General features: G+C 31.9%; 13 protein-coding genes. 8 read left to right on the forward strand and 5 right to left on the reverse strand.

The features are described 5' to 3' along the window. The first annotated feature begins 169 nt into the window (after positions 1-169). From AA076_RS05325 to ptsP, 4 genes are all read left to right on the forward strand, one after another. Positions 170-1,342, forward strand: a complete 1,173-nt coding sequence (locus tag AA076_RS05325; protein WP_000685079.1) for a class I SAM-dependent rRNA methyltransferase — start codon at positions 170-172, stop codon at positions 1,340-1,342. 53 nt (positions 1,343-1,395) lie between these two features. After that, a complete protein-coding gene (locus AA076_RS05330; RefSeq protein WP_002871061.1) occupies positions 1,396-1,938 on the forward strand; it encodes a hypothetical protein in 543 nt (180 codons plus the stop codon). 153 nt (positions 1,939-2,091) lie between these two features. Then, positions 2,092-2,358 (forward strand): phosphocarrier protein HPr, encoded by a 267-nt coding sequence (locus AA076_RS05335; protein ID WP_000437472.1) that lies wholly within the window; start codon positions 2,092-2,094, stop codon positions 2,356-2,358. Positions 2,359-2,360: 2 nt separating this feature from the next. Then, positions 2,361-4,079, forward strand: a complete 1,719-nt coding sequence (gene ptsP, locus AA076_RS05340) for a phosphoenolpyruvate--protein phosphotransferase (protein WP_000040054.1) — start codon at positions 2,361-2,363, stop codon at positions 4,077-4,079. 236 nt (positions 4,080-4,315) lie between these two features. Here the strand turns inward: ptsP and nrdH are convergent, their stop codons facing one another. Next, entirely contained in the window at positions 4,316-4,549 is a 234-nt protein-coding gene (nrdH, locus tag AA076_RS05345; protein WP_001289614.1) for a glutaredoxin-like protein NrdH, read from the reverse strand. A 197-nt stretch (positions 4,550-4,746) separates the two neighbouring features. Between nrdH and AA076_RS05350 the strand changes: the two genes are divergently transcribed. The 3 genes from AA076_RS05350 to AA076_RS05360 all read left to right on the forward strand — a co-directional run bounded on the left by AA076_RS05350 (position 4,747) and on the right by AA076_RS05360 (position 7,919). Next, entirely contained in the window at positions 4,747-6,108 is a 1,362-nt protein-coding gene (locus tag AA076_RS05350) for a cytochrome ubiquinol oxidase subunit I (protein WP_000381849.1), read from the forward strand. Further along, complete coding sequence (locus AA076_RS05355) at positions 6,105-7,124, forward strand: cytochrome d ubiquinol oxidase subunit II (RefSeq protein WP_000638456.1); 1,020 nt, start codon at positions 6,105-6,107, stop codon at positions 7,122-7,124. Before AA076_RS05350 ends, AA076_RS05355 begins: the two co-directional genes overlap by 4 nt. Positions 7,125-7,256: 132 nt before the next feature. Next, positions 7,257-7,919 carry a potassium channel family protein gene (locus AA076_RS05360; protein ID WP_000514290.1) on the forward strand — a complete coding sequence of 221 codons (663 nt, stop codon included), beginning with the start codon at positions 7,257-7,259 and terminating at the stop codon, positions 7,917-7,919. 348 nt (positions 7,920-8,267) lie between these two features. On the opposite strand, the gene rnjA is transcribed toward AA076_RS05360, so the two are convergent. The 4 genes from rnjA to def form a co-directional block, all read right to left on the reverse strand. Continuing rightward, a complete protein-coding gene (rnjA, locus tag AA076_RS05370; RefSeq protein ID WP_002871064.1) occupies positions 8,268-9,965 on the reverse strand; it encodes a ribonuclease J1 in 1,698 nt (565 codons plus the stop codon). Then, positions 9,965-10,183 carry a DNA-dependent RNA polymerase subunit epsilon gene (locus tag AA076_RS05375; protein WP_000257888.1) on the reverse strand — a complete coding sequence of 73 codons (219 nt, stop codon included), beginning with the start codon at positions 10,181-10,183 and terminating at the stop codon, positions 9,965-9,967. Before AA076_RS05375 ends, rnjA begins: the two co-directional genes overlap by 1 nt. Before the next feature lie 28 nt (positions 10,184-10,211). Then, positions 10,212-10,334 carry a hypothetical protein gene (locus AA076_RS14770; RefSeq protein ID WP_001788599.1) on the reverse strand — a complete coding sequence of 41 codons (123 nt, stop codon included), beginning with the start codon at positions 10,332-10,334 and terminating at the stop codon, positions 10,212-10,214. A gap of 329 nt (positions 10,335-10,663) precedes the next feature. After that, entirely contained in the window at positions 10,664-11,215 is a 552-nt protein-coding gene (gene def, locus AA076_RS05385) for a peptide deformylase (protein ID WP_000957036.1), read from the reverse strand. 364 nt (positions 11,216-11,579) lie between these two features. Between def and AA076_RS05390 the strand changes: the two genes are divergently transcribed. Beyond that, positions 11,580-12,206 carry a YkyA family protein gene (locus AA076_RS05390; protein WP_000668339.1) on the forward strand — a complete coding sequence of 209 codons (627 nt, stop codon included), beginning with the start codon at positions 11,580-11,582 and terminating at the stop codon, positions 12,204-12,206. Positions 12,207-12,229 lie beyond the last annotated feature (23 nt).

Here is a 12,229-nt window from a genome sequence, read left to right on the forward strand (position 1 = left end):
GAATTTGCGAAACGATATATAGTATTTCCTTTGTAGAAATTTAACATATATCATTCAAATTACTAATTTGTTAAAATCAACAGTAAGATTAGAAGTAGATGATATTGAAATTTGGCAAACAATTTAATCTATATAAAACTACAACGAAACACAGAAAGGAAGTTGTCAGATGAAAATAGCAACTCTGAACAAAGGCAAAGAAACAAAATATTTTAATGGATATCCTTTAATTGAAGAAGAGGATATCTATTCACAAGATCATTTAAAAGAAGGAGATATTTTTCAAATTGTGACTGATAAATCACAATATGTCGCAACGGCTTATGTTGGTCGCCAACATAAAGGATTAGGTTGGGTTCTAACATACGATAAAGCTCAACAAATCAACACAGCTTTCTTTGTAAAATTGTTTAATACTGCATTAGCAGAACGTGATTATTATTTTAATATAGATGGAACAAATGCTTTTAGATTATTTAATGCTGAAGGTGATGGTGTTGGGGGATTAACAATCGACAATTACGATGGTCATTTGTTGATTCAATGGTACTCAAAAGGTATTTATAAATTTAAATATGCCATTCTTGAAGCGGTTAGAAAAGTATTTGATTATAAATCTATTTACGAAAAAGTAAGATTTAAAGACAGCGAATATAGTGGTGGTTTTGTTGAAGGAGATGCACCTGAGTTTCCAATTGTTATCGAAGAAAACTTCACATTTTATAATGTAGACCTTGAAGATGGTTTGATGACAGGTATCTTTTTAGATCAAAAAGAAGTGCGCAAGAAATTAAGGGATCAATATGCCAAAGAACGCCATGTTTTAAACTTATTTAGTTATACAGGTGCTTTTTCTGCAATAGCAGCAAGTGAGGCATCTTCAACAACAAGTGTAGATTTGGCTAATCGTTCTCGTAGTTTAACTGAAGAAAATTTTGGATTAAATGCTATTGATCCTAAATCCCAATATATTTATGTCATGGACACTTTTGATTTCTATAAATATGCTGCACGACATGGACATAGTTATGACACGATCGTGATTGATCCACCTAGCTTTGCGCGTAACAAAAAACGTACATTTTCAGTGCAAAAAGATTATGACAAATTAATTAATGGCGCCTTAAATATCTTATCATCTGAAGGAACATTATTGTTATGTACAAACGCAAGTGTATATCCATTAAAGCAATTTAAAAATACTATTAAAAAGACGCTTGAAGAGAGTGGCGTTGATTATGAATTAACTGAAGTTATGGGATTACCAAAAGATTTTAAAACGCATCCACATTATAAGCCATCTAAATATTTAAAAGCTGTTTTTGTAAATATTAGACATTAATTTGATAAAAAGGGGTATAGTAACTTATTGAGAAAAAGAAGGGTGATAATATTATGGGATTCAAAAACAATTTAACATCAAATTTAACAAATAAAATCGGTAATTCAGTCTTTAAAATAGAAAATGTTGACGGAAAAGGTGCAATGCCAACGACGATTCAAGAATTGAGAGAAAGACGACAACGTGCTGAAGCAATTGTAAAGAGAAAGTCTTTAATGTCATCAACAATGAGCGTTGTTCCAATTCCGGGTTTAGATTTTGGTGTTGATTTAAAATTAATGAAAGATATTATCGAAGATGTTAATAAAATTTATGGTTTAGATCATAAGCAAGTTAATAGCCTTGGGGATGATGTGAAAGAAAGAATTATGTCTGCAGCAGCAATTCAAGGTAGTCAATTTATTGGTAAAAGAATTTCAAATGCATTTTTAAAAATTGTAATTAGAGATGTAGCTAAACGTACTGCTGCAAAACAAACAAAATGGTTTCTTGTTGTAGGACAAGCTGTGTCTGCATCTATTAGTTACTATTTTATGAATAAAATTGGAAAAGATCACATTCAAAAATGCGAAAATGTTATTAAAAATGTCATGTAGGTGCTATAATAGTTTTGCAATTTGCAAATTTTACTGAAACCGGTTTTAAACGAATTGAATTTAAAGCATGGTTTTGGTAAAGTTAATGTATAAAACTAAGTTAGTATTGTAATAATATTGAAGATTCTAACTATACGAAGGAGAAATGTAATTATGGAACAAAATTCATATGTAATCATCGACGAGACTGGTATTCACGCTAGACCAGCAACAATGTTAGTACAAACAGCTTCAAAATTCGATTCTGATATTCAATTAGAATATAACGGTAAGAAAGTAAACTTAAAATCAATCATGGGTGTTATGAGCCTTGGTGTTGGTAAAGATGCTGAAATTACAATTTATGCTGACGGTAGTGATGAATCTGACGCCATTCAAGCAATCAGTGACGTCTTATCAAAAGAAGGATTGACTAAATAATCATGTCTAAATTAATTAAAGGTATTGCCGCATCTGATGGTGTCGCAATTGCTAAAGCTTATTTATTAGTTGAGCCAGACTTAACATTCGACAAAAATGAAAAAGTCACTGATGTTGAAGGAGAAGTTGCAAAGTTCAATAGCGCTATCGAAGCTTCTAAAGTTGAGTTAACTAAAATTAGAAATAATGCAGAGGTTCAACTAGGTGCTGATAAAGCTGCTATCTTTGATGCACATTTATTAGTTTTAGATGACCCTGAATTAATTCAACCAATCCAAGATAAGATTAAAAATGAAAACGCTAATGCTGCTACAGCATTAACGGATGTAACAACACAATTTGTTACAATTTTTGAATCTATGGATAACGAATACATGAAAGAACGTGCGGCTGATATTCGCGACGTTTCTAAACGTGTGTTATCACATATTTTAGGTGTAGAATTACCGAATCCGAGTATGATTGATGAAAGCGTTGTTATTGTAGGGAATGACTTAACGCCATCTGATACTGCTCAATTAAATAAAGAATTCGTACAAGGTTTTGCTACAAACATTGGCGGAAGAACAAGTCACTCTGCAATTATGAGTCGTTCTTTAGAAATTCCAGCAATTGTTGGTACAAAATCAATTACTCAAGAAGTTAAACAAGGCGACATGATTATCGTAGATGGATTAAATGGTGATGTAATCGTTAATCCAACTGAAGATGAGTTAATCGCTTATCAAGATAAACGTGAGCGTTATTTTGCTGACAAGAAAGAATTACAAAAACTACGTGATGCTGATACTGTTACAGTTGATGGTGTTCACGCAGAGCTTGCTGCAAATATTGGTACACCTAATGATTTGCCAGGTGTTATTGAAAATGGTGCACAAGGTATCGGCTTATATAGAACTGAGTTTTTATATATGGGTCGTGACCAAATGCCTACAGAAGAAGAACAATTTGAAGCTTATAAAGAAGTATTAGAAGCAATGGGCGGTAAACGTGTTGTTGTACGTACTTTAGATATAGGTGGAGATAAAGAATTATCATACTTAAACTTGCCTGAAGAAATGAATCCATTCTTAGGTTACCGTGCGATTCGTTTATGCCTTGCGCAACAAGATATTTTCAGACCACAGCTACGTGCATTATTACGTGCATCAGTTTATGGTAAGTTAAATATCATGTTCCCAATGGTTGCAACAATTAACGAATTTAGAGAAGCTAAAGCTATATTATTAGAAGAAAAAGAAAACCTTAAAAATGAAGGTCATGACATTTCGGATGATATAGAATTAGGAATCATGGTAGAGATACCTGCAACAGCAGCATTAGCTGATGTCTTTGCTAAAGAAGTAGATTTCTTCAGTATCGGTACAAATGATTTAATTCAATACACATTAGCTGCTGACCGTATGTCAGAGCGTGTATCATATCTATACCAACCATATAACCCTTCAATCTTACGTTTAGTTAAACAAGTTATTGAAGCGTCACATAAAGAAGGTAAATGGACAGGTATGTGTGGTGAAATGGCTGGAGATGAAACAGCTATTCCATTATTGCTTGGTTTAGGTTTAGATGAGTTCTCTATGAGTGCAACGTCTATTCTGAAAGCAAGAAGACAAATTAATGGTTTAAGTAAAAATGAAATGACTGAACTTGCTAACCGTGCAGTCGACTGTGCAACGCAAGAAGAAGTTATTGAATTAGTTAACAACTACGTAAAATAATTAATTCTTTCGAAAGACAGAATTATAAATAAACCCGAAGTATTCATTGTAAGTAATTATGAATACTTCGGGTTCTTTTTTATGATTTATGTTAATTTCAATGGAATGTTGTTGCTAACTAATTAAACAACTATGTGTCATTAACAAAATGTAGTTCTTTAATTAATGTTAGTTAATTTAAAAATCGATATTTAATTTATGATAGCTATAAATGATGAAGTTGATTTAGATGAAAATTAATCTTGGATATTTAATACTTTGTTGATTTCATCAAGATCAACATGGTACATTGGATTGCCATTCAACAAAATAAACGGAGTTGAAAAAGCATCAAAATCTATCATTTCGTTTCGATATTGTTGATTGTTGATATTTCTCTCTTCAAAATCAATGTGATGCTCATTTAGATAATTTTTTACAAATGTACAAGGTGGACAATCATTCTGCGTATAAACGATTATTTCTGACATGTATCATGCTCCTTCGTGCTTTATTCTAATGTAATATACACAATTATACATTGAAATTCAAATTTGTGAACACATTGTGAACTGACATAAATTATACACAATTTCATAGCGCATAATGTTTTAAAAATACACATTATAGCAATTATAATTAAGTTCATTGTGTTGTCATCAAAAAAAGAAAAAGGTGATGTTTTTAAATGGATACAGTTGAAATCAGTCGGTTTTTGACAGCTATGACTTTAGCAGTTCATATCATTTTTGCAACGATTGGTGTTGGTATGCCTTTAATGTTCGCAATTGCAGAATTTTTAGGTATTCGCAAAAATGATCTTCAATATATAGCTATGGCCAAAAGATGGGCTAAAGCTTATACAATTACTGTAGCAGTGGGAGTTGTTACAGGTACAATTATAGGACTTCAATTATCATTGATTTGGCCTACATTTATGGAAATGGGTGGACACGTTATTGCACTTCCATTATTTATGGAAACATTTGCGTTCTTCTTTGAAGCTATTTTCTTAAGTATATATTTATATACTTGGGATCGTTTTAAAAATAAATGGACACATTTCTTAATTAGTATACCAGTAATTATTGGTGGCTCTTTCTCAGCATTCTTCATTACTTCAGTGAATTCATTTATGAATACGCCTGCAGGTTTTGAGTTGAAGAATGGAAAGATGGTCAATGTTCAACCTATAGAAGCGATGTTTAACCCATCGTTTATAGTTCGATCATTTCACGTAATTACTACAGCCGGTATGACGATGGCATTTGTTATTGCATCAATAGCAGCTTTTAAATTATTGCGTAATCGTCAACCTAAAGATACTGTCTACCATAAGAAAGCTTTGAAAATGTCTATGATAGTTGGATTCTTTTCAACATTACTTTCTATGTTGGCAGGGGATTTATCTGCAAAATTTTTGCATAAATTCCAACCTGAAAAATTAGCAGCTTATGAATGGCATTTCGATACATCTTCCCATGCCAAATTATTATTATTTGGTGTGTTAGATGAAAAGACTCAGCAAGTTAAAGGTGCGATTGAATTACCTGGACTATTGAGTTTCTTAGCAGATAATAGTGTCAAAACTAAAGTACAAGGGTTAAATGATTTTCCAAAAAGTTTACATCCGCCTATGATCGTCCATTATTTCTTTGATTTAATGGTAACGATGGGAATTTTATGTTTTGTCATTTCAGGTGTTTATGTCTTAACTTTAATGTTTAAAAAGCTTAGAAAGTTTTCTACTCATAAATGGATGCTTTATGGAATATTATTAACAGGCCCAGCTTCAATGCTAGCTATAGAATTTGGATGGTTCTTAACAGAGATGGGTAGACAGCCTTGGATTGTTCGTGGTTATATGCGCGTGGCAGAAGCAGCAACACAAGCAGGCGGAATAACCTTCGTTACAATTTTATTTGGCATATTGTACATCATTTTAATGTATACATGTGCATACGTATTAATTCGTATGTTTAAAAATAAACCGGCGTATGAAGATGTAAATCGTTTAGCCAAGAAGCAAGGAGGAGAAATAGAAAAATGATTTATGCATTTATAGGTATAACAGTGTTATGGTTGTTTTTATTTTGCTATATCATTATTGCTTCTATAGATTTTGGGGCAGGTTTCTTCGCATTGCATTCAAAGTTAACTGGTGATGAAAAGAAAATTAATCACTTAATTTCACGTTATTTAAACCCAGTTTGGGAAGTTACGAATGTATTCTTTGTTTTCTTCTTCGTAGGATTCGTAGGTTTCTTTCCAGAGTCAATCAAATATTTAGGCACGGTATTGTTAATACCAGGTTCAATAGCACTGATTATGATATCGTTGAGAAACAGTTTTTATGCATTTGAAAATTATGGTCAAGATACAAAATTAGCATGGATGATCATGTATGGGGTAAGTGGATTATTAATTCCAGCTTCATTATCTACTGCTTTAACTATTACAGAAGGTGGCTATATTAATGTTCGAAACAATGTTATCGATCTAGATTGGGTGCAGTTATTATTAAGCCCATTTGCTTGGTCTGTAGTATTCTTGGCAATTATTTCAGTTTTATATATTTCATCAGGATTTTTGACATATTATGCTAAAAAAGCAAATGACGAACCAGCATATAATTTAACAAGACAATGGCACATATTTTTAGGGCCGCCGATGATTATCATTTGTTTATTCGTATTTCTATCATTACGCATTCAAAATTCTGAACATTTTTATTCAGCTGTTTTTGACTATTGGTGGATGTTTGGTATAAGTTTCTTATTCTTTGCATTAGCTTCATTGTTAACATTCTTTAAGAAAAAACATGGTTTGGCTTTTGTATTTGTTATTTTACAAATGATGTTCGCGTTCTTTGGCTATGGAATTAGTAAATTGCCATACCTTTTATATCCGTTTGTAAAAATTACAGATGCATATGTTAATCCAGAAATGGGCTGGACATTAGTGATTGTCTTTATTTTAGGTTTACTTTTATTACTTCCATCGTTAATATTATTATTAAGATTATTTGTTTTCGACAAAGAATATGTTGAAGGAAAGAAATCATAAGTTGAGACGATACCCCAACTTTCATTTACTTGCATTACTGCATTTAGATAATTTAGTTGGGGTACTCATTTATAATAATTTTAAATTTATATTTTCAATGAATTGATGAAAATCATTTAATGGAGGGCGAGTATGGGTAAAGAATATGTAGTCATCGGTCTAGGTCGTTTTGGAGGTAGTATCGTTCGTGAGTTGAATGCATTAGACATGGATGTAATGGCCATCGACCATGATGAAAATAGAGTGAATGAATATAGTGATATCGCTACTCATGCGGTTGTTGCAGACACTACAGATGAAGCAGTTATGAAAAGTTTAGGTATCCGTAACTTTGATCATGTCATTGTGGCAATTGGTGAAAATATTCAATCAAGTACGTTGACGACTTTAATTTTAAAAGAGTTAGGTGTAAAAAAAGTAACTGCTAAAGCACAAAATGATTATCATGCAAAGATTTTAAATAAAATTGGAGCAGATACGGTTGTGCACCCTGAGCGTGATATGGGTAGACGTATTGCGCATAATGTTGCGAGTGCAAGTGTACTTGATTATCTTGAGTTGGCAGACGAGCATTCTATTGTAGAATTGAAAGCAACTGAAAAGATGGCGGGGCAGTCTATCATTGATTTAGATATAAGAGCACAATATGGAATTAACATTATTGCAATTAAACGAGGCAAAGAGTTCATCATTTCACCAAATCCAAATATTAATTTAGAAATAGGTGATATTTTAATCATGATTGGACATGATAATGATTTAAATCGCTTTGAAAAAAATATTGCGACGAGATAATCGGGAGTGGGACAGAAATGATATTTTCTCAAAATTTATTTCGTCGTCCCACCCCAACTTACATTGTCTGTAGAAATTGGGAATCCAATTTCTCTTTGTTGGGGCCCACACCCCAACTCGCATTGCCTGTAGAATTTCTTTTCGAAATTCTCTATGTTGGGGCCCCTGACTAGAATTGAAAAAAGCTTGTTACAAGCGCATTTTCGTTCAGTCAACTACTGCCAATATAACTTTGTAGAGCATTGAACATTGATTTATGTCTCAAGCTCATCATATATAAAGAAAAAGCTACTAACAATGGGTGGTGAGTTTAATTAAAACTTCACTTCAAAGTTAGTAGCTTTTTGATTATTTATTGTTTGATTCTTTTTGTTCGTTTACCTTCATAATGACTGGTAAAATCATTGGTTTTCTAGCTGTTTTTTCAAATAAATAAGGTTGTAATATTTCAATGATAGAAGATTTAATCTGATGCCATTGAATATCTTTATTTTGATTTAACTTACTAATAACATCAGTTTTGATTTTGCGTTGTGCATCATAAATTAATTGACCTGATTCCCTCATATATACAAATCCTCGAGAAATAATGTCTGGACCAGAAAGTAATTTATTTGTATTAAAATCAATACTAACAACAACGATAACTAAACCTTCTTCAGATAATAGCTTACGGTCTCTTATTACAACATTACCGATATCACCGATACCACTACCATCAACAAGTACATTACCAGATGGAATGCGACCAGCTTTACGTGCTGAATCGTGTGTTAAAGCTAAGACATCTCCAATATCAAAGATGAAGACATTATCTTCTTCAACGCCGCATTCAACACCAGTCTCACCATGTGCTTTTAACATACGGTATTCACCATGAATAGGTAAGAAATATTTCGGCTTGATTAATCGAAGCATTAATTGTTGATCACCTTGAGAACCATGCCCTGAAGTATGGATGTTAGAAATCTTGCTATGGATAACATCTGCACCAGCTTTATACAAGGAATTAATAGTTCTGTTAATACTTTTTGTATTACCTGGGATAGGTGATGAACTAAATACAACGGTATCTTCAGGTATAATTTTAATTTGCTTATGAGTACCATTAGCAATTCTAGATAATGCTGCCATTGGTTCACCTTGTGAACCAGTACATAGTATCAATAACTCATGCTTCGGTACGGTATTAATTTTATTAGGTTCAATAAATGTTTCAGGTGGTGCTTTAATATAACCAAGTTCCATACCTATTTTAATATTGTTTTCCATCGAACGACCGAACGTAACAATTTTACGGTTATTTTTGATAGCAGCTTCAACTGCTTGTTGAACTCGGTAAATATTAGAAGCGAAGGTAGCAAATATAATACGACCTTTACAATTACGGAAGATCTTATCTACGTTTTGACCAACTTCACGTTCGCTTAAAGTAAAATCAGGCACAAGTGAATTTGTTGAGTCTGAAAGTAAACATAGAACGCCTTCTTCGCCTAATTGAGCCATTTTAGCAATGTTTGCTGGTTTGCCTACAGGTGTAAAATCAAATTTAAAGTCACCGGTATGAACTACTTTTCCTTCAGGTGTATCTACGATGACGCCATAAGTTTCAGGAATACTATGTGTAGTTAAGTAGAAAGAAATCGTAAAGTGCTTAGATTTAATCACACTGTCCTCATTGATTTCATTTAGTTTAGCAGTACGTAATAAATGATGTTCTTCAAGTTTATTACGGATTAAACCTAATGCTAAAGGACCACCATAAATAGGTATATTAAGTTGTTTTAATAGGAAGGGCACACCGCCTATATGGTCTTCGTGACCATGTGTTATAAATAGGCCAACAATTTTATCTTGGTTTTGAACTAGATATGTGTAGTCAGGTATAACATAATCAATCCCTAATAAGTTATCATCAGGGAATTTGATACCTGCATCGATAATGACAATTTCGTCTTTATACTCAACTGCATAAGTATTTTTACCGATTTCACCTAGACCTCCAAGTGCATATACACCTACTTCATTTGGATGTAATTGTTTCATTATTTAGCAATCTCCACATTAAAGTGTTCTGAGTTTTCTTTTTCGTAATCTAAATGTGCGCCCTCTAATTTAGTGATAAATTCGATATTAAAATTACGATCTTTCAAGTAACGACGTACTTGTTCTTCTGTTTGAGCTTCAACATAAAGTGATTGTGTATTTTCACGCACAATTACCTCGTCTCTGTTATGTTGATAAAAAACTTTAAATACTGCCATGTTAAAAATTCCTCCTAAGAATGTTTGTTTAATTTATTGTTAACCCTAGTAAAATCGTATTGGAGTATATATCGATAAATTCATTCCAATCATCTCTATAATGTAACTTAATAACGATTTGGTTAATAACTAGGTTCATCATGTCGTTCATTTTAAAAAATTAGTGAAATAACACTAAAATTTCAGTTAAATCTTATTTTACATGATGAATGATAATAAATAAAGCAGTTTATCTCACTAGAAATCTAAGTATTTCGAATAAATGTGCAGTTCTATTTATTAAAATAAATGTAGAGATTATAAATTAATGTTAAGAAAGAATTAAAGGATTTTATATGAAACGGTAAAATTTAAATGAGGGGATAAAAAGTTTGGTAGAAAGGTGAATATATTTAACTGTTGTTTATTCGAAAAAGTTGTAAAAGGAAAAGCTTAGGACATCATATTTATCCTAAGCTTTGATAATTAGAAAAATGTGTTTTAAACTTCTACTGCATCTGTATGTGGTTGTAATGGGTGATCTTTGTCAATGTGATCATAGAACATTACACCATTTAAATGGTCAATTTCATGTTGGAAAACAATTGCTGGATATCCTTTTAGTCGTAATTGTATATCATTACCTTCGATGTCTTTGGCTTTAATTGTAATTCTATTATGACGGTGAACTAGACCAGCAACATTATCATCGACACTAAGGCAACCTTCACCAGTTGGTAAATAAGCTTCTTGAACGCTATGACTTACAATTTTTGGGTTCACAAGCATATAGTCATAAGATTTGCCACTGCCATCATCTGGTATTAAAACAGCAATCATACGTTTAGAAATATTAATTTGAGGTGCAGCCAAACCAACGCCTGAACGTAAACCATATCGTTTCGCGATTTCCTCATCTTGACTATTTACTAAAAACTCTCTCATGGCGATTAATGTTTCTTTTTCTTCTTTAGTTAATGGTAATTCTAACTCAGCTGCTTTTTGACGCAAAGTTGGATGACCATCTCTAATGATGTCTTTCATTGTTAACATATATTGCACCTTCCTTATTTTAATTTGTTTTAGTTGAATGACAGTAAAAAGGTTGTTAAGATACTCATACATTTTTATGTGTAAATATCTACAAAGTTAACCAACTACTGCCAATGTTTATTTTAGATAGTATATGTAAATTTTCAGATATGCTAATTGCTTAAAAAATGATTAAAGTGTTGGTTTCAAGCAATGATACTTTAGAAATTTATTTATCATCTTGACTTTAAAAATTATATTATAAATGACGTAACTGTCAACAGATATACTTAGTAATGAAGATGTGTAATGTAATTGTTTAAAATTGATTTCCAAGCAGATTTTATTTATCATTTAATTTAAATAGCAAGTGGAGGTACAAGTAATGAAATTTGGAAAAACAATCGCAGTAGTATTAGCATCTAGTGTCTTGCTTGCAGGATGTACTACGGATAAAAAAGAAATTAAGGCATATTTAAAGCAAGTGGATAAAATTAAAGATGATGAAGAACCAATTAAAACTGTTGGTAAGAAAATTGCTGAATTAGATGAGAAAAAGAAAAAATTAACTGAAGATGTCAATAGTAAAGATACAGCAGTTCGCGGTAAAGCAGTAAAGGATTTAATTAAAAATGCCGATGATCGTCTAAAGGAATTTGAAAAAGAAGAAGACGCAATTAAGAAGTCTGAACAAGACTTTAAGAAAGCAAAAAGTCACGTTGATAACATTGATAATGATGTTAAACGTAAAGAAGTAAAACAATTAGATGATGTATTAAAAGAAAAATATAAGTTACACAGTGATTACGCGAAAGCATATAAAAAGGCTGTAAACTCAGAGAAAACATTATTTAAATATTTAAATCAAAATGACGCGACACAACAAGGTGTTAACGAAAAATCAAAAGCAATAGAACAGAACTATAAAAAGTTAAAAGAAGTATCAGATAAGTATACAAAAGTACTAAATAAGGTTGGTAAAGAAAAGCAAGACGTTGATCAATTTAAATAATTAATATAATACAGATGGTAGGA

Source organism: Staphylococcus aureus (assembly GCF_001027105.1).
In the GTDB taxonomy this organism is placed as follows: domain Bacteria; phylum Bacillota; class Bacilli; order Staphylococcales; family Staphylococcaceae; genus Staphylococcus; species Staphylococcus aureus.

Excerpts from the sequence above, each read along its gene's own strand:
- AA076_RS05325 (WP_000685079.1), top strand. The coding sequence starts at position 170 with ATGAAAATAGCAACTCTGAACAAAGGCAAAGAAACAAAATATTTTAAT.
- AA076_RS05330 (WP_002871061.1), top strand. The coding sequence starts at position 1,396 with ATGGGATTCAAAAACAATTTAACATCAAATTTAACAAATAAAATCGGT.
- AA076_RS05335 (WP_000437472.1), top strand. The coding sequence starts at position 2,092 with ATGGAACAAAATTCATATGTAATCATCGACGAGACTGGTATTCACGCT.
- ptsP (WP_000040054.1), top strand. The coding sequence starts at position 2,361 with ATGTCTAAATTAATTAAAGGTATTGCCGCATCTGATGGTGTCGCAATT.
- nrdH (WP_001289614.1), bottom strand. The coding sequence starts at position 4,549 with ATGTCAGAAATAATCGTTTATACGCAGAATGATTGTCCACCTTGTACA.
- AA076_RS05350 (WP_000381849.1), top strand. The coding sequence starts at position 4,747 with ATGGATACAGTTGAAATCAGTCGGTTTTTGACAGCTATGACTTTAGCA.
- AA076_RS05355 (WP_000638456.1), top strand. The coding sequence starts at position 6,105 with ATGATTTATGCATTTATAGGTATAACAGTGTTATGGTTGTTTTTATTT.
- AA076_RS05360 (WP_000514290.1), top strand. The coding sequence starts at position 7,257 with ATGGGTAAAGAATATGTAGTCATCGGTCTAGGTCGTTTTGGAGGTAGT.
- rnjA (WP_002871064.1), bottom strand. The coding sequence starts at position 9,965 with ATGAAACAATTACATCCAAATGAAGTAGGTGTATATGCACTTGGAGGT.
- AA076_RS05375 (WP_000257888.1), bottom strand. The coding sequence starts at position 10,183 with ATGGCAGTATTTAAAGTTTTTTATCAACATAACAGAGACGAGGTAATT.
- AA076_RS14770 (WP_001788599.1), bottom strand. The coding sequence starts at position 10,334 with ATGAACGACATGATGAACCTAGTTATTAACCAAATCGTTATTAAGTTA.
- def (WP_000957036.1), bottom strand. The coding sequence starts at position 11,215 with ATGTTAACAATGAAAGACATCATTAGAGATGGTCATCCAACTTTGCGT.
- AA076_RS05390 (WP_000668339.1), top strand. The coding sequence starts at position 11,580 with ATGAAATTTGGAAAAACAATCGCAGTAGTATTAGCATCTAGTGTCTTG.